This is a genomic window from Enterobacter sp. 50588862 (assembly GCF_001462935.1).
GTDB lineage: Bacteria > Pseudomonadota > Gammaproteobacteria > Enterobacterales > Enterobacteriaceae > Enterobacter > Enterobacter bugandensis.
This window is the reverse complement of sequence record NZ_LNHM01000007.1, coordinates 852,178-873,781: the sequence shown is the minus strand read 5'-3', so window position 1 is coordinate 873,781 and position 21,604 is coordinate 852,178. Positions and strand designations below refer to the sequence as shown.

Sequence of the window (21,604 nt, the reverse complement as noted above, 5' to 3'; positions counted from 1 at the left end):
CGTTCTACACTTATCTTAAATCTTGTTTACTCGCTATTTTCTTTCGCTTTTGGGCAACTGTCTGCGCAGCAGAATGGGTCTGCATTTTCACGGAATCAGGAACGCCGGAACTATGGATTTTTATTTTTCCCGTTTTGAACATCGTCGTCCTCCGGAACCGTTAACAACACCGCGTTGGGTCATGATGACCTGGCAGGTATTAGCGGTCGCGGCACTTATTCTGGGTGCAAATTATATTTACTGGCGCTGGACCGCCTCCCTGAATACTGACGCACTATGGTATGCCATACCGCTGGTCCTCGCCGAAACGCTGGCGTGGATAGGGACCGTGCTGTTTACCATCAACTTATGGAAAGAACAGGATCCCCCCCAGTGTCCGCCCCCCGGCGAAATCAACGAATGCCTGTTTCCGGAAGAGGCCGTAGAACCTCGTCCTGTTAAAGTGGATTTGTTCATTGCCACCTACTCGGAAGACACCGAGCTGGTCAGGCTGTCCATTCGCGACGCCCTGAAGATGGCCTACCCGTATCCGATTGACTACCGGATCCACGTGCTTGATGACGGTCGCCGCCCGGAGATGAAAGCCGTCTGCGATGAGGAAGGCGTTAACTATATCAGCCGCCAGACCAACATCGGCTTTAAGGCCGGCAACCTGCGCAACGGTCTTGAGCAAACCGATGGTGATTTCATTGTTATCTGCGACGCCGATACCCGCGTATTTCCCACCCTTCTCAGCCATACGCTGGGCTATTTTCGCGATCCGGACGTGGCCTGGGTGCAGACGCCGCAGTGGTTCTTCGACCTTCCGGAAGGAGAAAATCTGTCACGCTGGGGCCAGCGAAAAGCCGGAAAAGTGGGCTACGGTCTGGGCTGGCTGATTCAAAAGTGTGTTGGCCCGGTCACCGTAGGCCGCGACCCGTTTTTTAACGATCCGCGCATGTTCTATGACGTGATCCTGCGGCGGCGCAACTGGGCGAACGCGGCTTTCTGCTGCGGCGCGGCCTCCATCCACCGGCGCGAGGCGGTCATGCAAGCCGCGCTGAGAAGCTACGTCTGGTCCGTCGAAGAGGAGATCCATCGCCACACCCGCGACATCCGCGATGAAGAAACCCGCGAAGCGCTGCAGGAGGCGATGCGCCCGCACGTGGCGTTTGACACCGAGCTCACCCCCTACAAATTTCACGTCTCGGAAGATATTTACACCTCGGTGCTGCTGCACGGAGACGCCGCGCGACGCTGGCGCTCGGTTATGCATCCGCGGGTTGAGTCGAAGATGCTCTCTCCGCAGGATATGCTGACCTGGATGATCCAGCGCTTTAAATACGCCGCCGGCTCGCTGGATATTTTGTTCCATGACAATATCTTCAGCCGTCGCCGCTTCCGGCTTTCCCTCCCCCAGACGCTAATGTATGCCACCACCTTCTGGTCTTACATGGCCTGCGTGTGGAACACGGTATTTTTGATTTCGCCCATTATCTATCTGTTCACCGGCATTCCGCCGGTATCCGCCTGGTCGACGCCGTTCTATCTCCACTTTCTCCCCTTTTTTATCTTCTCTGAACTGGCGTTTATGTTCGGGACATGGGGGATCTCGGCTTGGGACGGCAGGGCCTCTTACCTCTCCTTCTTTTCCATGAACCTGCGCGCGCTCAATACCGTGCTGCGGGGCGAGCAGATCAAATTTCACGTCACGCCAAAAGAGCGGCAGACGGGCCGTTTTCTCTACCTGGTGAAGCCGCAGATTGCCATTGTGGTGCTGACCCTCGCAGGGCTTATCTGGGGCGGTATTCAGGTGGCGCGTGGACAGGTGGACGACCCCTCCGGCTACGTCATCAATATTTTCTGGGGAGGGGTGAACATCGCCGCCATGCTGCCGCTGATTTTCGCGGCCATGTGGACGCCCGCCGAAGAGGATGAGGTCACCCAATGAGGATACGTGATGCCCTGCTGCCCGCGCGCAGCTACCTCACCATTTTGCTCGGGTTCCTGCTCGGCTTTGCCATTGTGGTCTGGGTGGAGAAACAGATGCCCACGCGCGTGGAAAGCAGCGGCGGCATCGCGCTCAGCAAAGACTTCCCGCCGCTGCCTGCGAAACGCGCCCTGACCTATGACGAAGCCATCTGGGCGCGAGTCGCCTGGCAATACTACGTGAATAATACCCAGCCAAACGGCCTGCCGAATGCCAGCGACGGAGAACCCTGGCTGAGCCTCTGGAGCGTGGGAAGCTACCTGTTTGCGACCGCTGCCGCAGAGCAGCTCAACATTATTTCCGCCGATGAGTTCGACGAGAGGATCGGTACGGCCCTGTTCGCGCTGGGGCAGCTGCCGCTCAACGAGCGAGGCCTGCCAGCCGCGTATTACCATGCGGATACCCTGAAAATCCTCGGCAAATCCGACGCCTCGGCAATTGGGCTGAGCCGCCTGCTGACGGCGCTTCAGACCCTCCTGTGGCGCTATCCTCAGCACGCGGCGGCTATCCACGATCTCTTCAGCCTCTGGAACACCGGCGCTCTGATTGAACATAACGTCCAAAGCCAGGCGGCCGTGCCGCTCCATCACTGGACGCTGACCGATGACGAACAGCGGGACAGCTTTGGCTACCGTCTCTATGCCAGCCATACGCTGCGCCTGATTGACAGCGCGGCAGGCCTCGCGGTAACCAACCCGCCTGAAGGGCAAAAGATGATCGATCTGGACGGCGTGATGGTGCCGGATGAAGGGCTACGCACGCCCTGGGGCAAGCAAACCTCCCTGATCAGTCTCCCCTACCTGTTAACCGGCCTTGAACTGGGCTTTGACGCGCAGAGCGCTGAGATTGCGTGGCGGATTATGCAGATCCAGCAGCGGCGCCATAGCCTGCGCAGCCCAAAACCCCCTGTCAGCACGGATTACGCCGAACCGGCGCCGGATTACGTCAACGATCTGCCGAACAGGCAGCCGGTACAGGCGCGCAACCTGCGCGACGAGGTGCCGGAGAAAGTGGCAATTACCTCCACCCGCACCGCGTTTGCCTGGTATGCCCTGTTCCGCAACAGCTGGAGCGAAGCGCTGCGCCAGCAGGTTCTGCCGCTTCAGGTACCGGGTAAAGGCTGGCAGCGCGGATTAAATCTCAACAACAGCGTTAATGCCGTCGTGGACGCCGATACCAATGCCATTGTGCTGGAAAGTCTGTCTTACATCGCGCATGGTCAGATGCTCTGTCTGGCCTGCCTCTACACTTCCCCCTCAGCAGGAGCAACGCCATGAAGCCACGATCCCCGATCCTTTTCCACCTGCTCACGGGAATAACGATCTGCTGGCTGGCGTTATCGACCGTGCGTGCGGACACCGAGCTTCCTGCATCAGGTTACTCCCCGCGCAGCGGCGAGCTGACGGCCCGAGAGATGACCATCGCGAAAAACGCCTGGCAGTATTTCGTCACCAACTATCAGCCCACGACGGGCCTGGTGAATGCGGTCAACAAATTTCCCTCCACCACCATGTGGGACAGCGCCTCCTATCTGGCCGCCCTGACGGCGGCGCGCGAGCTCGGGATCATTGATAAAGCGGAATTTGACCGCCGGATGCTGAAATTTCTCGCCACGTTAAACACCCTGGTACTGTTCCGCAACGAGCTGCCCAACAAGGCCTATAACACCATCAGCGCCCAGAAGGTGGACTACACCAACAAGCCCGGCGAAATTGGCTTCTCGGCGCTGGATATCGGGCGAATGCTGGTCTGGCTGAAAATCGTCAAAGAGCGCTATCCGGAATACGGCAACAGCATTGATAACGTGGTGCTCGGCTGGGATTTCAGCCACGCGATCGACCCCTGCGGCACGCTGTACGGGGCCTATCTCGAGAACGGCCAGCCGAAGTACGTTCAGGAAGGTCGGCTGGGCTATGAAGAGTACGGCGCGGCCGGGTTCCAGCTTTGGGGGTTTAATACCTGTAAAGCCAGCCGTCCTCAGCCTTACGAGCTGGCCGAAATCTACTGCGTGCTGGTCCCGTACGATACGCGCGACCCGCGCAACACGTCGCAGCATAACTACGTGGTGACGGAATCCTACCTGCTCTACGGGCTGGAGTTCGGCTTTGATAAACCGACCGACCGGGATAACGCTCCGCGCGACTACTCCCTGACGTGGATGAAAAACTTTGCTGACCGCGTTTATCAGGCTCAGGAGAATCGCTATACCATTACCGGCGTCCTCACCGCGCGCTCCGAGCACCAGCTCGATAAGGCCCCTTACTTCGTCTATGACACCGTCTTCAGCGACGGATACAACTGGAACACCATTACCGATAAAGGTCAGTTCGTCCCCAACGCTGCCGCGATATCGCTGAAGGCGGCGCTGGGCATGTGGGTGCTGTGGAACTCCCCCTATACCGACCGCCTGCTGAATACGATTGAGAATGCCAACGAAGAGGGAAAAGGCTATTACGAAGGGCTGTATGAAAACGGTGACGGCCCGATCAAAGAGTTCACCGCGAATAATAACGGCATCATGCTGGAAGCCCTGCTGTTCAAGAAAGAGGGAAAACTGCTGGCCTTCAACACCGACAACCCAAAGAGCAAGGATTTTGCCCCGTCGCTGTGGGATCGCAAGCTGCTCGATCAGTTTGAAGAGAACAACGCTCTGCGCAGCCGTCCGTTCCTTAGCAGCACACCGGCCATAAAAAGCTGGTGCGACCGGACCGGCGTCACGCAGCGTACCAAACCCGCCTGTCAGGCCTGTCAGTGCGCGTCATGCAGCGTAGACGAGCCCGTTAAACTGCCTCCGGTGACTGCGCAATGCTTAAAACCTTAGCCAGAGGGCTCGCGGGATTACTCCTTGCAGGCGGGGTCATTTTTGCCCTGTTTGGTCATCAGGGCGCAGGCTGGCGCTGGCTAATCCACGGCGGCTGGCACTCCAGCGCGCGTATCGCCGCCCTGACGCCGGAAGAGCAGACGTGGGCGACGATCGCCTGGCGCTATTTCGTCAATAATACCCAGCCGCAAACGGGACTGGTCAACGGGAGCGACAAACAGCCCCGCGTCACGCTCTGGCAAATGGGCGATACGCTTATCGCCCTGCTGGCGGCAAAAGAGCTGGGACTGATTGAGGACGCCGAGTATGACGCTCGCTTAACCCGTCTCATGGGCACCCTTAACCGCCTGATGCTGACCGATGCCCGAACGCCGGGTCGACTCTATTCCAGCCAGACGGCGACGCCAGTCGACTTTAGCGGCAAGCCCAACAAAAACGGCTGGTCCGCGCGCGACATGGCGCGTCTGATGCTCGCCCTGCGCCTTACCGCAGAGCGGGAGCCGCAGTACAGCGAATACCTGGATAAAATTATCCTGCGCTGGAATTTCTGCCCGGTCATCGACAGCGAAGGCGAACTGTGGTCCTCTTCCCTGCAAAACGGTCAGCCGGTCGTGCGGGAGGAACTGCGGCTGGGCGAAAGTGAATATGCCGCGACGGCGTTTCAGCTGTGGGGATTTTCCCCGGATAAAGCATTTACGCCCCCGGCGCACCACGTCATCATCGCCCAGCGGCGTCTGGCCGTCGATGCCCGCGATCCGCGCACCACGTGGCAGCCCTCTCTGATTACCACCCTTCCCTATATGCTGCCGGGCCTGGAGTTTGGCTGGGAGCCAGAAGGCGTTGCGGCCGATCTGCAACAGCGTCTGCGCAAGCAGGCCGAAAACGTCTGGCTGAGCCAGAAGACCCGCTGGGAGACAGATAAAATCCTGACGGCCAGGGCAGATTTCACGCTCTCTCAGGCGCCCTGGCATATCCAGGATACCGTCTGGGGAAATGGCTATGCCTGGAACTCTGTCGGAGACGATGGCCGGGACTACACCCGTTTCGCACAGGTATCGACTAAAGCGGTTTTTGCCCTGTGGGCGCTGTGGGACACCCCGTACACCGACGTGCTGATGACGGTCACCAAACACCTTAACGATCCGCAGAAAGGCTGGTATGAAGGCCGCCAGGAAGCCACGGGCGATACCAACGCTGCCTTAACCCTCTCGACCAACGCCACGGTGCTGGAAGCCCTCTTCTTTAAACACAACGCCGGGCCGCTTTTTGACGTGCGTCGGTCGAAGAAAGAGAGCTACTTCTCACGCCGCCTGGCGGAGCAATACACGCCCATCGGACACTGTCTGCCGGGCGAAAGCACCCTAAGGAGGACGCCGTGAAGTTCTATCGCGATCTGTTTGAATCCAGCCTGAACCGCGTCTTTCCGAATAATGAAAAAACCGCGTTTTTTCAGACGTTCTATGACGCCTTCGTCCATATGTCACCCGAAACCGAGGCGCATTTTTCTCGTCTGCCGGATCGGGAGGGCCAGCAGACCCTGTTTAAAAGCTTCTTCGCCATGCTCGCGGTCGACGGCGCCCTGATCGTCCCTGATTTTCTCGAGCGCCTGGCGCGGGAGCAAAGCGACGACGGCCTCCACCTTCCCCCGCGGTTTTTTGCCCTGTGGCGCGAAGCGATGTTGAACGCGGTGAGCCTGCGCGATCCGCAGTGCGACGATGAGATCCTTACCGCCTGGGCCATGGCGATCGCGCCCGGGCTGGAATACCTTCGCCGACAGGCAGAACTGCACTACCGCGCGTAGGGGGAATCACGATGAGTTCATTCACGTACGATCTTAACGCGCTGCCGGCCGCCGTCATGATTTATGACCGTAATGAATGCCTGCAGGCCTGGAATCACAACGTGGCCCTGTTTTATCCGGTCATTACCCCGTGGCTGAAGGTGGGAACGACACTTGAGGCGCTGGCGGAACGCTTTATCGATGCCGTTTACAACGTCGACCCCGGCCTGCGTCAGACGCTGCGCGAGTCGATCGTGCGCAACTGTCGGCAGGATAAACACTGCGAGGTGCGCCAGGCGGGCCAGCGGCGGATCTTCGTCCAGCATCAGCGGCTTGCGGACGGTGGTATTGTCAGCCTGCACAGCGATGTTACGGAGCTGGATGAAGCGCAGCGCGCGCGCCACCAGCTGCATGACGACTTTCTGCTGACGGCGGAATCCATTCATATCGGGATCTGGGACTGGCAGGTTTCCGGCGACACGCTCCAGGTCAACGATACCCTGCTTGCCATGCTGGGTCAGTCGCGCACACAGTGGCGATATCCGGTGCGTTTTCTCCTCAATCAGGTCCACGAGGACGATCGCGCAGCGCTACGCAAGGCGCTGCACGCTTCGAAGCAGGATCATCGTCCGGTCTTTGAATGTGAAATTCGCGTGCATCACCCTACCGAAGGACTGCGCTGGATGCTGCTGTCCGGCCAGGTGGTTACGCTCTCCATTGAGGGAAACGCAGAGCGCGTTATTGGCACGCTGCAGGATATTACGCGGCGCAAAGAGGCTGAAATTCAGGCGTTCGCCTCGGCCATTGAGGCACAAAAAGCCAATGAGGCAAAAAGCGCGTTCCTGGCGAATATGAGCCATGAAATTCGTACCCCGATGAACGGCATTATCGGCATGACCCAGCTGTGCCTGGATACGTCTCTGAGTGCCGATCAGCGTGACTATCTGACCCTGGTGATGAGCTCTGCCCAGTCGCTTCTGCATATCATCAACGATATTCTCGACTTTTCCCGAATTGAAGCCGGCAAAGTGGAGTTGGAGACGGAACCCGTACCTGTCCGCCCCTTTATTCAGTCGCTCATTCGCCCGCACATGCCGGGTGCGAGCGAAAAAGGCATCGAGCTGCTGGTTGATATTGCGCCCGACGTTCCCGACGTGCTGCTGGTTGACGGCGCGCGGCTGCGGCAAATCCTGACCAATCTGCTGGGCAACGCGCTGAAATTTACCCATCAGGGAGAAGTGATCCTGGTGGTTGAGCCCGGCGATAGCGCGGGCAGATGGCGTTTTCGCGTGCGCGACAGCGGCATTGGCATACCGGCAGATAAGCAGAAGGCTATTTTTGAAGCCTTCAGCCAGGCGGATAACTCAACCACCCGCCGCTATGGCGGTACGGGGCTCGGGCTAACCATCTCGGCAAGACTGGTTGCGGCCATGGGGGGCGAATTAACGGTCTACAGCGAGCCGGGAAAAGGAAGCGAATTTTCGTTCTCGCTGCCCCTGGCGGCGGAGCCCCTTGCGCCCGGAGAGCGCCCACATAGCCAGCGCTTTAACGGTGAACCCGTACTGGTGGTTGATGATAACGCGACCAACCTGCGGCTGCTGGCCGCGATGCTCAGCCAGATGGGACTGAAACCCACCTGCGTTAACAACGCCAGCGAGGCCATTGACCGGGTTAGAACGGGAACCGCGTGGCCCCTGATCCTGCTGGACGCGCAGATGCCGGATATGGACGGCGTGTCTCTGGCCCTTGAGCTTTCGGTTCTGCCGCAGGTTGCTGAAAGCCATATCATCATGCTGAGCTCCATGAGCCGACATTTTGATATCAATATGCTGAAGCGGATCGGAATCAAGAACTATCTGCATAAGCCTATCGCCCAGGATGAATTACATCAGGCGATTGCCGCCGCGTTTGAACGTTCGCCAGCACCCGTGGGTGAAAGCACGCCCACGCCTGTCGCCTCGCCTGCAGCCACGGGACTGCGGATCCTGCTGGCTGAAGATAATCTGGTCAACCAGAAGGTCGCCGCGCGCCTGCTCGAGCGGCTCGGTCATAGCTGTCAGATCGTCGACAATGGCGTCGCGCTGCTGGAACGCTGGCGCGCGGATACGTGGGACGTTTTACTGATCGACCTTCAGATGCCAGAGATGGACGGTGAGACCGCCATTCGCCTGCTTCGTGAAGAAGAGCAGTCCCGGCCCGGACCGCCTCAACCCACCGTCGCCATGACCGCACACGCCATGCAGGGGGATAAAGAGCGCTGCCTGAACATGGGGTTCGACGGCTATATTGCCAAACCCATCAGCCAGGAGCGTCTCGCTGAAGAGATTGCCCGCGTGCTCCAGCACCATGAAGACGCCTCCGGTTTTCCGGATGAAGCACGCCTGCTGAAGCAGTGCGCTGACGATCCCACCCTGGTACAGGAGCTGCTGGCCCTGTTTGGCGAAGGGCTAAATGAAGCAATCAAAACCATTACCCAGGCGATCGACTGCAACGACCGCGAGGCGCTGCGACGCGCGGCCCACAAGCTGCGCGGAGAAGCCGTCACCCTGGACTTCAGCACGCTCGCACAGCAGTTGCAGGTGCTGGAAAGCGACGCGCATACGCTGGATGGGCGCCAGCTTGCGGCCCTGAAAGAAAATCTTCGCCAGGAATCGCTGCGCCTGATGGCGTGGCTCAACGCGCGCGGGGTAAACAAATGAACGCTCGCAACTGCACGCTGCTCGTTGCCCTGTTGACCACCCACGCGGTGGCGAATTCTGCGCCGGTCAGTTGGTCTCTGGCCGGAGAATGGCAGGTTCAGGATGCCAATGACAGCGCACATCCTGCCGCATCAGGCTGGCATCCGCTTCAGGTTCCTGCCAACTGGTACAGCGCCGGGTACGATCATCAGGGTGCGCTGTGGTACAAGCACGCGTTTACCCTGCCCGTGCAGCCCCCCGACGTGATGAGTACCCTGGTGTTTGACGGCGTCGATTACCTGGCAGAGGTGACCCTGAACGGCCAGCCGCTGGGCAAGCATGAGGGCTACTTTCAGCGCTTTTCGCTGGACGCCAGCCCGGCGTTACAACGTCACAATCGGCTCATCGTCAGGGTAGACAGCCCCTACGAAGATCCGCACAAGATCTGGCCTTTGCATAAAACGGTCATGAAGGGGGTTCTGAATCAGCATGACACGCGTCCCGGTGGCGCCTGGTCGCCGGAAGGACAGGACGCTAACTCGGGCGGCATTTGGGCACCGGTCCGGCTGCACCTTAGCCGAGGCGCCACTCTTGATGAGACCATCCTGCGGCCCGACTGGTCGCAGGGGCTGACTCTCCCGACGCTAAAAGCGGAGATTCGCTACCGCGCGCTCGGTCAGGGCCCGGCGACCGTGCGGCTCACCGCCACGCCCGCCAACTTCAGCGGCAGGCCCTATCAGGCTGACTTTCCGGTTACCCTCGAAAGCGGTGCCCATTCCGTGCAGGTGACGCTGCCCATGCCGAAGGCAAAGCTGTGGTGGCCGATCGGCACGGGGAAACCCCACCTGTATAACGTTCGCGTGGCGTTGCGGGATGCAAACGGCTTAATGGACACGGCGGTAACCCGCACCGGGCTGCGCAAAATCGTCGAGCAGCCCGACAATAAGGGCTGGCTCATAAACGACAGGCGCCTTTTTATTAAGGGCAGCAATTACATCGGTTCCCCCTGGCTCGGTACCATGACGCGAAAAAAATACCGACGCGACCTTCGTCTGGTGGAAGCCATGAACGCCAACGCCATACGCGTGCACGGACACGTTGCCGGGCGCGCGCTGTATGACGTGGCTGATGAGATGGGCATGATGATCTGGCAGGATGTTCCGCTGCAGTGGGGCTACAACAACAGTGCGGCTTTCACGGAAAATGCGGTTCGACAGACGCGGGAGATGATCGAACAGTTTGGCAATTCCCCCGCCATCATCGTCTGGGGCGGGCATAACGAACCGCCGTGGAACTCGCCGTGGATGGAAAAACGCTTCCCGGACTGGAATAAAGATCTGAATCGCGAGCTCACGCAAAAGGTGGCGGATACGCTTGCCGAAGATACCTCCCGCATCGTGCACCGCTTCTCCGCCGTTGAGGAGCATTACTGGGCGGGCTGGTACTTCGGCACCGTGCGCGACCTGCTTGCCCCAGCCAAAACGGGGATCATTACCGAGTTCGGCGCGCAGGCGCTTCCCCGCCTGTCAACGCTAAAAACCATCATCCCGGCGGCGTCGCTCTGGCCAAAAACGACTGCCGCCGACGATCCCGGCTGGACCGTCTGGAAATACCATAATTTTCAGCCCTTCCAGACCTTTAAGTTCGCCGGTATTTCGCGCGGGAAGAATATTCAGGCGATGATACGCAATACCCAGGCGTACCAGTCTCAGCTGGTGGCCACGGCGGCCGAAAGCTATCGCCGACAGCGATACCAGCCGGTGACGGCCCTGTTCCACTTTATGTTTGTGGAAACCTGGCCCTCCATCAACTGGGGCGTAGTGGACTACCTTCGTAAACCTAAAGCCGGGTTTTACGCGCTCCAGCGCGCGTACCAGCCTGTTTTGCCGTCCATTGAACCGGTTACCGCGCAGTGGCAATCCGGCGCGGCGGCGACCGTGCGCCTCTGGGCCATCAACGACACCTGGAAACCGTGCAGCGAATGCCGCCTGACCTGGCGTATCACGCAGCGCGACAAGGTGCTGGCTAAAGGCACGACGACGATGACGATCGCAGCAGACTCGGGAACGATGGTCAAAACGCTGACGGCTACGCCCGTGGGCCAGGACGACGTGTCGATTCGGTTTACGATTGAAAACAGCGCGGGAAAAATTGTCGGTGAAAATCAGCGCACGGAGTCCGTCATAAAGTGAGCGAGGGGAAAAGGAAAATTGCCGCTTCCCCTGCTTTCTTGTACCCTTTCAGCGTTTACCCCAATCCCCTAAAAATCGAGACATCCGGACGCCTATGACTGCACACATTTCCAAAGATCCTTTACATGGCGTAACGCTGGAGATGATGGTCAACGCCCTGGTGGCGAAGTATGGCTGGAGCGAATTGGGCGACCGCATCAAAATTAACTGTTTCAGAAAAGATCCCAGCGTTAAATCGAGCCTGAAATTCCTGCGCCGCACCCCGTGGGCGCGCGCGGAAGTTGAAGCCCTGTATCTGGACTCCCTCAACGATGAGGAAAGCGCAGAACAGGCGGCGCCCGCCTTTAATCCCTGGGCTAACAGTCGGATTATCAAGAGCTAATACGCAAATGACGCGACACGTAAAACGGATCGGTGCGCTGGCTGCCTGCGCGCTTTTACTTGTAAGCTGCTCCTCAAAACCACCTAAATCACTGGTTACCCCTCTTCCCACCGCCAGCAAACCGACGCAGCAGGCAAACGAGCCGATGCGCGGGGTCTGGCTGGCGACCGTCTCTCGTCTCGACTGGCCGCCGGTGGCCTCGGTGAACGGCCGCAGCGCCGACCAGCGCATCACCATGCAAAAGCAGGCGCTGATCGGCAAGCTCGACAACCTTAAGCGCCTCGGGATTAACACCGTATTTTTCCAGGTGAAGCCGGACAGCACCGCGCTCTGGTCATCAAAAATTCTACCGTGGTCAGATATGCTGACGGGCAACATCGGCGAATATCCGGGTTACGACCCGCTGCAGTTTATGCTGGATGAAGCGCACAAGCGCGGCATGAAGGTTCATGCCTGGTTCAACCCTTACCGCGTGTCGACCAATACTAAGCCCTCAACCATCGCCGCCCTGAACCGGACTTCATATTTGACCCCGTCCAGCGTTTATGTTCAGCACCCGGAATGGGTACGCGTCTCCGGAGATCGTTTTGTTCTCGACCCGGGCATTCCCGAAGTGCGCGACTGGATAACCAAAGTGGTGACCGAAGTGGTGGCAAACTACCCGGTAGACGGCGTGCAGTTTGATGATTACTTTTACGCCGAATCGCCGGGATCCGCGCTCAACGACGCGCAAACCTGGCGGCAGTACGGCCAGGGATTTGCCTCAAAAGCCGACTGGCGCAGACACAATACGCAGCAGCTGATCGTGCAGGTCTCCCGCGCGATCAAGCAGACCAGGCCCAACGTGGAGTTTGGCGTCAGCCCGGCGGGCGTGTGGCGGAACCGCTCCTTTGACCCGGCGGGTTCGGACACGCGCGGCGCCGCGGCCTACGATGAATCCTACGCCGATACGCGTCAGTGGGTGCAGCAGGGCCTGCTGGACTACATTGCCCCGCAGATATACTGGCCCTTCTCCCGGGACGCCGCGCGCTACGACGTGCTGACCAAATGGTGGGCCGACGTCGTCAAGCCGACCCACACCCGCCTGTATATCGGTATCGCGTTTTACAAGGTGGGCGAACCGTCGAAAAATGAGCCGGACTGGACGGTACAGGGCGGCGTGCCGGAGCTAAAAAAACAGCTCGACCTTAACGATTCGCTACCCAACGTGAACGGCACCATCCTGTTCCGGGAAGATTACCTGAACCAGCCGCAGACCCAGCAGGCGGTGAACTACCTCAAAGGACGCTGGGGTAGCTAAGTGACTATCAGGCAGAAACACCCCGTTTCTGCCTGATTTCTTACGGCTTCGGCCCGAACATTGCCTCAAGCTGCTGCGCGTCCGGCATACCGACCACCTGCTGCAGTTCGTTTTCCGCATTCAGATAGTAAATGGCCGGCGTGGCGTTTGCGCCCAGGCTGTCCATCAGCGCCTGATGCTTTTGCAGGATCGCTACCGTTTCGCGGGAAGCGTCCCCTTCAGGTTTTGGCAATTTTTTCCCACCGGAAAGCTCGTATTCGCGCCAGGCCGAAACCGGATCTTTCGCATTCAGGATCGCAGAGGCGTTACGCCCGCTGTTGGGGTTAAGAAACGCCACCAGCAGCGTGTTGATCTGAACCTTGCCCGCCTTCACCCACGGCTGCGCTTCAGCCCAGAACTGCTTGCAGTACGGGCAGAACGGATCGGCGAAGACGAAGACCTTACGCGGGGCGTTATCTGCCCCTTCCTTCAGGGGATGCGCCGCGTTGAGGTTCTTCCACATCTCGCGCCCCATCGGAGCGTAGATCTCTTTCTGGAAATAGCCTTCGCTGAGGTTTTTTCCTTTTTCATCGTACAGATAGCCCGAGATGACGTGCTTGCCGTCCGGCGTTAAAAACAGCGTCACGCCCATGTCCTGATACTGCCCCAGCCAGGCTGGCGCCCCGCCAGGGGCATCCAGTTTCTTAATGATTTTGATCTGCTGCTGCTCGCTGAACTGCTTCACCACATCCGGTATGGCATCAGCGGCCTGGGCCAGCCCTGAGGTCGCCAGCGCCGAAAGTAACAGTAATTTTTTCATTTCCCTCTCCGGTTTGTCGGGGGCATTCCGCCCCCTTCAGGTTAGCGGTTTTTCAGTGCCTCACTGACCATTTCGTCGAACTGTTCAAAAGGAACCCAGCCGGGCAGCAGCCCTTCGCCGATAAGCGTGGCGGGCGTGCCCTGAATTCCCATTTTTTCCGCGACGATCAGGCTGCGTTTGATCGACACCATGCTCTCGTCATCCGGCGCGCTGACGCTCACCCCCGCGCGCTTTTGCGCCTCCTGAATGCTGGCGTCATCGTGGTATCCCTTTTTGGCCATCAGGGTATGGTTAAATTTCATAAACTGCTCGGGATGCGCGCGCCAGACGGTTAACGCGTCGCGCGCGGCGGTCAGCGAACTTTCCGAGCGGAAAGGTAAAAACTTAAAGACCACCGCCACATCAGGATGTTTTTCGACGATCTTCTCCAGGTAAGGATCGAATTTCTTACAGTACGGGCAGTTATAGTCGGTAAACACCACCAGGGTAAGCTTTGGATTTTTCGCGCCAATACGCGGCGAATCCGGATCGTTAAACAGGAAATCAGCGATCATCTTCTGCGCACGCTGTTCCTGGTCCGGCGTCAGCGGCTGGGCTGCCATGACCTGAGCCGAGGCCAGCAGGAGCATAAGCGTAATAAGGAATTTTTTCATAATACATTAGCCTTTTGCGTTGTTCAGGGTGGTGACCAGGGTGCGCTTGTCCAGCAGCGGCGAGAGGATGTCCCCCTCAGGCGTGCCGGGGCCATAGACCTCATTAAAGGGAATGGCGTAGCGGTTTCGCTTCGCGAGAAACTCTGCGATCAGCGCGGAGGGCTGGCTCCAGTCTCCGCGCAGGGCCACCACGTCCGGCTGGCTCAGCGCGGCAATAACGTCCGGCTGACGCAGTACCCGGTGCTCGTTAACTTTGCAGGTCACGCACCAGTCCGCCGAGATATCCACAAACACCCGTTTCCCCTGCGCCAGCGCCTGCTCAATGGCCTCCTCGCTGAGCGGCTGCCACGGGATGGTCTGTGCGACGCTTTGCGTGGTGGCGTCAGACGGTGTGTTGAGCAACCCGCGCAGCTGATACCCGCCGAACACCGACAGCGCGATGACCACGACCCAGAATAACGGCGAGGAGGTTTGCCCCTTCTTCGCGAACAGCGCCAGCGCGATAACGATCAGCACCAGCATCACGATCTGGCTGACCGCCTCACCGAGATGCAGGCTCAGCAGCGTGACCAGCCAGAGGCTAGAGGCCAGCATCATCAGGCCCAGGATCGTTTTGAGCGTGTTCATCCAGCGGCCGGGTTTTGGCAGCAGCATGGCCGTTTTCGGCACCAGGGCAACGAACAGCCACGGCAGGCTCATGCCCACGCCCAGCATCAGGAAGATCAGCCACAGGGCGTGCAGCGGCGCGCCAAGGGCAAAGGCAACCGCCGTGCCGAGGAACGGCGCGGAGCACGGCGTGGCAAGCAGCGTGGCGAACATCCCTTCGCAGAAGCTGCCGCCAAGCCCTGTGCCCCCTGCCGTTGCCAGCCGCCCGGCGGCAGCTGAAGGCAGCAGCATCTCAAACGCCCCAAACAGGTTCAGCGCAAAGAGGAAGGTCACGGCAACCATCAGGCCGATAAACCACGGGTTCTGGAACTGAATGCCCCACCCCAGCGACGCCCCGGTCAGCTTAAGCGCGGTCACCATCGCGGCGAGCAGCGCAAAGGAGGTGAGGATCCCGGCGCTGGTGGCCAGGAAGCGCAGCCGGATGGCGCGCCTGTCCGATCCCGCCTGCAGGATGCTGTTAAGCTTCATGCCCATTACCGGCAGCACGCAGGGCATCAGGTTCAGGATCAATCCGCCCAGCAGGGCAAAAAGTACCATTTTACCCGTTCCTTCAGGCGCGGAAGGCTCTGCGGGAGTTGCCCCAACGGTCATGGTGGTTTGCTGCGCGTTACCGCCATTGGTCAGCACAAACGACAGCCTCTTGCCTTCCAGCGAGGCGGGTTTATCGCCCCATTCGTCGGTCATGGGTACCGTCACACGAAGCGTGTTGCCGTCATGCTTAATGGCCGGCTCGCCGGGGAGAATGTCACCCTCCAGCGGGTCAAAGTAGATCCCCGGATTGTCCCACTTCCCGTCCGTCGTACCGGTAATCACCAGCTTGTCGCCGGATAGCCATGCGGAAAGATCTGCGGATACGCCTGACGTACCGGGCACGGCGCGCATCGCTTGCTCGAACTCGCTACGGAAGCCCTCATCCACCGGCTGGGTAAAATCGAGATGCAGCGGGTAGTCCGTCAGCAGGCAGACGTTGCTGCAGGTGGAGAGCGTGAGCGTTCCATTGAGCGCGTCGCTCTTCACCCCGTCGAGAACGATCGGAATCGTGACCTTATCGTGATACCCCTGCGTCGTCATGCCGGAGATATCGAAGCGCGACGGAACCGGCCAGGACCAGCTGTCCGTTACGCCGTCCGGCCAGCTGATTTTTGGCGCGACGCCGCCCTCGCCCGGCGATCGCCAGTAGGTTTTCCAGCCGGGCTTTAGCTCAACGGTGAGCAGGCCTTTAACGTGCGTTTGTTCCCTCTCCGCCTGAAAGCGGATGCGGGCGTGATCGTTTTGTGGGGAGACCAGCCAGCCGGTGTCTGCCGCATGGGCAACGCCGATGCAGGACAGCCACAGGAGGACGAATCCCCTGAAGAGGTTAACCATGTATTACTCCGTGAACAGTGAAAAATTATCGTGTGGTGACGATGATTTTCATTCACGGAAAACGCAGTTTTTAAGGTGTATTCGGGGAGGCGGTGCCTGAACCGGCTGTTCCGCGGGAGCAAAGGCCCGCCCTTGCGTCAGCAGCTGTAACAGCGCGAAGAAGATAATGATAGCCGGTAGCGCGCCGTCGAAGAACAGCGGCTGGGCACAAAGAAGCGACTGGGCGCCCAGCTGGCAGGGCGATGGCCCGGACTGCTCGGTGCTGCTTTGGGTTGGGGCATCTGCACTCAGTGAAATCTGCGGATCCAGTCCCTGTAAAAAATGGTTGAGCATCACCGCACGCTGCACGAGGCAAATCGCCATCGCGAGACAAGTGATGATCAAAAGCCATTTTCCGAGGAGCTGACGGTTGCGCATAATATTCCAGAGTAACAAGACGCCCCGATCATAAACGATAGTGATGAATCTACAAGTGCCGGAAGTGTAAGGTTTTGTCTATCGCCGCTATTCCCCCGTCAGCGCGTCGTAGATATCCCGCAGCCGCGTGCGCAGAAACAGCACCGCCTTGTGCTTGCGGGATAGAAGCGCCTGCTCGCTGGCCCCTGTCTCCTCTGCCAGCATTTTAATGCTGTAGCCGTGGAGTTCGGTCTTTTCAAACACCTCCCGCTGCGGCGGCGACAGTTCAGACAGCGCCTGCCCCAGCTCTTCCCACAGCAGCGTTTTGAGATACTCCTCCTCCGGCGTTTGCGGTACGCCGAACAGGGTTTCGGCCAGCTCGTCCTCGGGAAAACCCTCTTCGTCTTCGCCCGTAAAATAGCCGGAGAGCGGCACCTCGCGCTTTTTACGCGCCCGGTCTGTCATCTCGTTACGCGCCGCGCGGAACAGCCAGGCCGCGACGTTTTCGACCGGCTGCTCCACTTTCATCAGCTGATACGTGACTTCCTGCAAAATGTCGTCGGCATCATCGCGAACGGACGTCCGTCCGCGAATGAAGGCTTTAAGCCGGGCGCGGCAGGCATTGAGCGCCGACATCAGCATGGATCCGCCCGCCTCCCCGGCTTTCATTTCGCTCACTCTGCTTCCGGGGTTTTGGGCGCGGCGTCATCGCGCTTATCGTCACGATGGCCGTGCCAGCCGCAGTGACCGCGACCGTGACGACCAAAGCCTTCGCGACGCTGCTGAATAAACGCCTCGCGCTGCTCGGGCGTCATGTTCATCCAGCGCTCGTGCATCCGCCGGTGCGCGCCAAACATCCCCGGGCGGAAACCTAATCCGCCAAACAGAATGCGGCTCAGCACCAGAATGCCCAGCGCCTGCCAGAATCCGATGGCCTTCACGCCCAGGATCGCCGGAAGCAAGGCGTTCCACAGGGACATCACCAGCAGGCCGAGCACGATCAAAATCACCGCGCCGATGACTAATCCCTTGCCCATACGGTGGCGACCGAATCCGCGCCCGTGACCTCTGCCGTGCATTTCAAAATCTCTCATGGTGTTTACCTCGTTTACAGTAACTGATTATGGCTTGTGGTGAGGTAGACGGATGAGGATGGGAAATATTGCTGGGGGGAATGAACAATTTTGCGGGGAGCGTATTTTCACACGCCCCGTGAAAGCCATTGATGGCGCTTGTTCATCGTTTAAGGCCGGATTACAGCGTTCTTAATTTCCAGGATTTTATCTGCACACTCTGCCGTTGATAACACGGCGGTGTCCAATATGAGATGTTCTCTCTCCCAGGGTTCGTACTCACGGTTTGTTACCTGTTCCCGGTCAGGAAGCGTGAGCCCTGGGATATCAGAGACCCTGCTCTCTACGCGATAATGATGTTCTTTTTCGTCTGAGCAGACAACTTGGGCTCCATATATAAACGGAAATATTGCACGTTAAGGCTACGTTTAACCGCCTGGCTCAATGTGAGCGAAGCTGAAAAATGCAACATTTTACAAAACGAGCGGATATGGAAATCGAAGGTGTAAAAAGGATCTCAAAGAGATCCTTCAGCGAATACAATTAACACCTACCTCATCAAAAGCAGCTTTTTATAATCTGGATATATATAAGGAGCCTTTCCAGTACTGCCATCAGGATAGGTTACATTAAGATCCCCAGGGGGAGGATTAGGGGGGGTGATAGTCACAATTTTATTCAAGTAAACAACCGGATCTATACGTATTTGCTTGTTACTGGAAACGCGGTAATATCGACTCCACTGCTCATAGCGAGTATCACCGCCAAACAATTTAACAGAGATCTTCCCATCTAAATGGTGAGTAATGACTGGGAAGAAATCTGTAGCTAAATGCAAATTACCTCTAATCTCTCTCGGCTTCCCTTTCCCAAACGCATTGCTGTACCCCTCATCATCAAAATCAAAGACATAATTTGCAGCAATATTGTCTTTTCCTTGAACCAGCGCTGAAGTTTTAGCTAACTGAATTCCGACCCTGATACCACTAAGTGTCCAGCCACACTTTGTACCGCCATCAAGCGCAACACGGACCCTGCGGAACCCGGCATTGTCTGGTGAACCTAGTGAGAGGCGCATGGGATTGAATCCCCTAATGGTACGAATATGTGATTCTGTCGTGGGATCATAATCCTCCCGCCTACAGGTCTCCGAACGGTAGAGAACGTCTAGTGGCACCACCTCCGTTTCAGGGGGAAACTTCACGGCCACCGTCACCCACTCCGTACTGGCAGGAGGTGAAAGTGTATAGTCCGGTCGGCTGGAACAACCGCTCAGGGGGAACAGAATCAGCAGTGACAGCAGCCCTGCCAGTGATTTAGCGTGTCGATTCAACTTCTTCCTCCGCAACCGATTTAAAACGGGTCAGGGCATTCTCACCGCCCGGCAGCTTCCGGGTAACCTTCAGCGAACTGCCTACCATATCCTGCAGGGCCAGGAACATCTGGTTGCGCTTCAGCTCCTCTGGTGGACTACTTGCCCCGTAATCCGCCATTTGCTGCCGGAAATCCTGCCGGAACTCTTTCCGGCTCAGTTTCAGTTCCGGCCATGCCGATTCCAGAAGCTGGTTGTTCAGGAATGGAAGATACTCACTCGCCATCGAGTGCTGGCCCGGACTGGTCATATGGTCAAAATTCGGATTGGTGTCCCGGGGAAAAACTTTCTGAATATCTGCGGCCGGGAACTCGCGCACAAATGCCTCCTGCGCCTCTTTTGCCTCCGAGTTTTCAGCCTCAGACAGCGACGGGACAAGGAACAGCTTAACTTTGTGCATATCGCTGGAGCTGAGGCGGCGGCAGGTATGGCTGTTCATCGTTTTACATTCCAGCCACGTGCGGGTCTGTGTGGCGCGGAAGAAGACCACCGGACTGCCGTGATGCCAGTAATGCTCACCGATATAGGCCCCCGCCATCTGCGCCGGTAGTTCGGCCGTCAGTGTCCAGAAAAAGCCCAGCGTGGTACCGAGAGGACCAAACTTACCGTACAGCCAGTTATCCAGATTGGCATCAAATGGCACGCTGGTGATGGTGTCGCTGTCGTTGACGTGCCGGTAGTGGGTGATCTGATACAGGTTACCCACAGCATCCGCAGTAAAGGTCCGGGGCATTCCATAGGTGTACAGTATTGGTGCAAATCCCTTCATCTCTGCCGCATACGTCAGTCCCAGTGCCCCGCCCAGACTGTGCCCGGCGATAAACAACTTTTTTCCTCTATTCAAAAGGTCTCTTATTCCATCAAAATCATCACCAAACCGCTCTTTCGCCAGCTGGTATGCCTCCAGAAAACCGCCGTGAATATGACCGGCTTTAGCCAGCTCAGCCGGGCACGGTTGCGGTGAGTACCAGCCATCGGAAATCCAGTCTGGCACCTCCTGCGTTCCTCGCCATGCCACGATCACATGGGCCGCATTTTCAACGTAAAAAAGCTGGGTACTGTCGAGCAGTAAGCGGGCGGGGGCTTTGTCACTCTGGCTTCGGGAATCCAGAAACTCTGCGGTGGTATAGCGTTCACGGAACGGCACATCCACAACCAGTGCATGAGGGTAAAACGGTTTTTCTTCATGTCGTGGCGTGGTGGATAAATCAAGGCATTTTCTTTTGAAAAAATCCTCAACCAGCACCTTATCCGCATAGGCCATGTCAGCCATCACACCGAGGTTATAGCCATTTGCCAGAGAATAGTCTTTCGTGTCATGCAGCACCAGTGACCATGCCCGGAACGGGCATATTTCTATCACATGCCGTTTCTCCAGCGTTTCCCGGGGGATTTCCGTGCCTTTCAGCAATGTTCCATGCGGAAAGTGAAACCGGGGCGGCTCTTTATCCGTCCATTCAGGGATATCGGGCATCCTGTCACACAACTCACCGATGACCACATAATGGTGGTCATAGCCGTGCTGCTCCGCGCTAATCTGCACGTTTGAACGCCATTTCGGATCGCGCGTTTCTGGCCGGAAAATATTATTACTCACCGGCTGGCTGTTTGGGTTGCGGCTAATGCCCAGTGGGCGCAGTTCCATCTCGTCGGCCAGCTGCTGACCGTCTGTTTTCACATCGACTGCTACCCAGTGCAGGTCATCAAACCTCACCAGTCCCTGACTGTCGGTGACACCGGCAGGTGGATTCGGCGGCGGTGTGGGATCAAACCGGGTGTGGCCTCCACGCGCCCACAGCGCCAGTTCCGCCGCCGTTGCCAGAGGATGGTATTCCAGCTGTACCTTCAGACCGGAAACCGGGTGGTTGTTCTCATCCACAAACTGCAGTTCCAGCCAGTGCATCCGCTGCTTACCGCAGGCAACCTTTTTGTACTTCATTTTGTGACTCAGGCAGGTCACTGTTGTATTGTCTTTCGCATCCGTCACGCCCAAAATCCCTTTTAGTTTCCATGGTTAATTATCAATCCATCATACATCACTCAGAGCTTAACTAAAATTTGCCATTTCTGATTGTCGGCATAATACCTGAATTCAGACATCTGTCGGGTTGTAGCCTATTGCATTCGCCGTTTCCCTAATACTCAGTTTTTTGACCTG

General features: G+C 58.0%; 17 protein-coding genes. 9 read left to right on the top strand and 8 right to left on the bottom strand.

Going from position 1 to position 21,604, the window contains the following annotated elements; translation table 11 throughout:
• Positions 1-112: 112 nt before the first annotated feature.
• From APT89_RS04510 to APT89_RS04470, 9 genes are all read left to right on the top strand, one after another.
• Complete coding sequence (locus tag APT89_RS04510) at positions 113-1,930, top strand: glycosyltransferase family 2 protein (RefSeq protein ID WP_028013198.1); 1,818 nt, start codon at positions 113-115, stop codon at positions 1,928-1,930.
• Positions 1,927-3,246, top strand: a complete 1,320-nt coding sequence (locus APT89_RS04505; protein ID WP_060571819.1) for a DUF3131 domain-containing protein — start codon at positions 1,927-1,929, stop codon at positions 3,244-3,246. The genes APT89_RS04510 and APT89_RS04505 overlap by 4 nt, the downstream gene beginning before the upstream one ends.
• A complete protein-coding gene (locus tag APT89_RS04500) occupies positions 3,243-4,790 on the top strand; it encodes a DUF3131 domain-containing protein (protein WP_045630442.1) in 1,548 nt (515 codons plus the stop codon). The genes APT89_RS04505 and APT89_RS04500 overlap by 4 nt, the downstream gene beginning before the upstream one ends.
• Complete coding sequence (locus APT89_RS04495; RefSeq protein ID WP_060571818.1) at positions 4,775-6,169, top strand: DUF3131 domain-containing protein; 1,395 nt, start codon at positions 4,775-4,777, stop codon at positions 6,167-6,169. Before APT89_RS04500 ends, APT89_RS04495 begins: the two co-directional genes overlap by 16 nt.
• Complete coding sequence (locus APT89_RS04490; protein WP_028013202.1) at positions 6,166-6,591, top strand: hypothetical protein; 426 nt, start codon at positions 6,166-6,168, stop codon at positions 6,589-6,591. Before APT89_RS04495 ends, APT89_RS04490 begins: the two co-directional genes overlap by 4 nt.
• 11 nt (positions 6,592-6,602) lie before the next feature.
• Positions 6,603-9,269 (top strand): hybrid sensor histidine kinase/response regulator, encoded by a 2,667-nt coding sequence (locus APT89_RS04485; RefSeq protein WP_060571817.1) that lies wholly within the window; start codon positions 6,603-6,605, stop codon positions 9,267-9,269.
• Positions 9,266-11,440: a glycoside hydrolase family 2 protein gene (locus tag APT89_RS04480; protein WP_060571816.1), complete on the top strand. Its 2,175-nt coding sequence runs from the start codon at positions 9,266-9,268 to the stop codon at positions 11,438-11,440. The genes APT89_RS04485 and APT89_RS04480 overlap by 4 nt, the downstream gene beginning before the upstream one ends.
• A 94-nt stretch (positions 11,441-11,534) precedes the next feature.
• Positions 11,535-11,822 carry a VF530 family protein gene (locus tag APT89_RS04475; RefSeq protein ID WP_041909918.1) on the top strand — a complete coding sequence of 96 codons (288 nt, stop codon included), beginning with the start codon at positions 11,535-11,537 and terminating at the stop codon, positions 11,820-11,822.
• Positions 11,823-11,829: 7 nt separating this feature from the next.
• Positions 11,830-13,122 carry a glycoside hydrolase family 10 protein gene (locus APT89_RS04470; RefSeq protein WP_028013206.1) on the top strand — a complete coding sequence of 431 codons (1,293 nt, stop codon included), beginning with the start codon at positions 11,830-11,832 and terminating at the stop codon, positions 13,120-13,122.
• 40 nt (positions 13,123-13,162) lie between these two features.
• Here APT89_RS04470 and dsbG read toward each other — a convergent pair whose 3' ends face one another.
• From dsbG to APT89_RS04430, 8 genes are all read right to left on the bottom strand, one after another.
• Positions 13,163-13,921: a thiol:disulfide interchange protein DsbG gene (gene dsbG, locus APT89_RS04465; RefSeq protein ID WP_060571815.1), complete on the bottom strand. Its 759-nt coding sequence runs from the start codon at positions 13,919-13,921 to the stop codon at positions 13,163-13,165.
• A 41-nt stretch (positions 13,922-13,962) separates the two neighbouring features.
• Positions 13,963-14,574, bottom strand: a complete 612-nt coding sequence (locus tag APT89_RS04460; RefSeq protein WP_060571814.1) for a DsbA family protein — start codon at positions 14,572-14,574, stop codon at positions 13,963-13,965.
• A gap of 6 nt (positions 14,575-14,580) precedes the next feature.
• Positions 14,581-16,605: a protein-disulfide reductase DsbD family protein gene (locus tag APT89_RS04455; RefSeq protein ID WP_060571813.1), complete on the bottom strand. Its 2,025-nt coding sequence runs from the start codon at positions 16,603-16,605 to the stop codon at positions 14,581-14,583.
• A 48-nt stretch (positions 16,606-16,653) separates the two neighbouring features.
• Positions 16,654-17,022 (bottom strand): hypothetical protein, encoded by a 369-nt coding sequence (locus APT89_RS04450; protein ID WP_028013210.1) that lies wholly within the window; start codon positions 17,020-17,022, stop codon positions 16,654-16,656.
• 87 nt (positions 17,023-17,109) lie between these two features.
• On the bottom strand, positions 17,110-17,670 hold the full coding sequence (locus APT89_RS04445; RefSeq protein ID WP_060571876.1) for an RNA polymerase sigma factor: 561 nt from the start codon (positions 17,668-17,670) through the stop codon (positions 17,110-17,112).
• 5 nt (positions 17,671-17,675) lie between these two features.
• Positions 17,676-18,095, bottom strand: coding sequence for a hypothetical protein (locus APT89_RS04440; protein ID WP_060571812.1), 420 nt, complete (start codon positions 18,093-18,095; stop codon positions 17,676-17,678).
• Positions 18,096-18,624: 529 nt separating this feature from the next.
• Positions 18,625-19,152, bottom strand: a complete 528-nt coding sequence (locus tag APT89_RS23790) for a hypothetical protein (RefSeq protein WP_239689079.1) — start codon at positions 19,150-19,152, stop codon at positions 18,625-18,627.
• A gap of 238 nt (positions 19,153-19,390) precedes the next feature.
• On the bottom strand, positions 19,391-21,385 hold the full coding sequence (locus tag APT89_RS04430) for a lipase family protein (protein ID WP_060571875.1): 1,995 nt from the start codon (positions 21,383-21,385) through the stop codon (positions 19,391-19,393).
• Positions 21,386-21,604 lie beyond the last annotated feature (219 nt).

What these genes read in the sequence shown, in the direction of transcription:
- APT89_RS04480 (WP_060571816.1), top strand. Translation starts at nt 9,266, where the DNA reads ATGAACGCTCGCAACTGCACGCTGCTCGTTGCCCTGTTGACCACCCAC.
- APT89_RS04430 (WP_060571875.1), bottom strand. Translation starts at nt 21,385, where the DNA reads ATGAAGTACAAAAAGGTTGCCTGCGGTAAGCAGCGGATGCACTGGCTG.
- APT89_RS04495 (WP_060571818.1), top strand. Translation starts at nt 4,775, where the DNA reads ATGCTTAAAACCTTAGCCAGAGGGCTCGCGGGATTACTCCTTGCAGGC.
- APT89_RS04460 (WP_060571814.1), bottom strand. Translation starts at nt 14,574, where the DNA reads ATGAAAAAATTCCTTATTACGCTTATGCTCCTGCTGGCCTCGGCTCAG.
- dsbG (WP_060571815.1), bottom strand. Translation starts at nt 13,921, where the DNA reads ATGAAAAAATTACTGTTACTTTCGGCGCTGGCGACCTCAGGGCTGGCC.
- APT89_RS04500 (WP_045630442.1), top strand. Translation starts at nt 3,243, where the DNA reads ATGAAGCCACGATCCCCGATCCTTTTCCACCTGCTCACGGGAATAACG.
- APT89_RS04450 (WP_028013210.1), bottom strand. Translation starts at nt 17,022, where the DNA reads ATGCGCAACCGTCAGCTCCTCGGAAAATGGCTTTTGATCATCACTTGT.
- APT89_RS04470 (WP_028013206.1), top strand. Translation starts at nt 11,830, where the DNA reads ATGACGCGACACGTAAAACGGATCGGTGCGCTGGCTGCCTGCGCGCTT.
- APT89_RS04440 (WP_060571812.1), bottom strand. Translation starts at nt 18,095, where the DNA reads ATGAGAGATTTTGAAATGCACGGCAGAGGTCACGGGCGCGGATTCGGT.
- APT89_RS04455 (WP_060571813.1), bottom strand. Translation starts at nt 16,605, where the DNA reads ATGGTTAACCTCTTCAGGGGATTCGTCCTCCTGTGGCTGTCCTGCATC.
- APT89_RS04505 (WP_060571819.1), top strand. Translation starts at nt 1,927, where the DNA reads ATGAGGATACGTGATGCCCTGCTGCCCGCGCGCAGCTACCTCACCATT.
- APT89_RS04510 (WP_028013198.1), top strand. Translation starts at nt 113, where the DNA reads ATGGATTTTTATTTTTCCCGTTTTGAACATCGTCGTCCTCCGGAACCG.
- APT89_RS23790 (WP_239689079.1), bottom strand. Translation starts at nt 19,152, where the DNA reads ATGCGCCTCTCACTAGGTTCACCAGACAATGCCGGGTTCCGCAGGGTC.
- APT89_RS04485 (WP_060571817.1), top strand. Translation starts at nt 6,603, where the DNA reads ATGAGTTCATTCACGTACGATCTTAACGCGCTGCCGGCCGCCGTCATG.
- APT89_RS04475 (WP_041909918.1), top strand. Translation starts at nt 11,535, where the DNA reads ATGACTGCACACATTTCCAAAGATCCTTTACATGGCGTAACGCTGGAG.
- APT89_RS04445 (WP_060571876.1), bottom strand. Translation starts at nt 17,670, where the DNA reads ATGAAAGCCGGGGAGGCGGGCGGATCCATGCTGATGTCGGCGCTCAAT.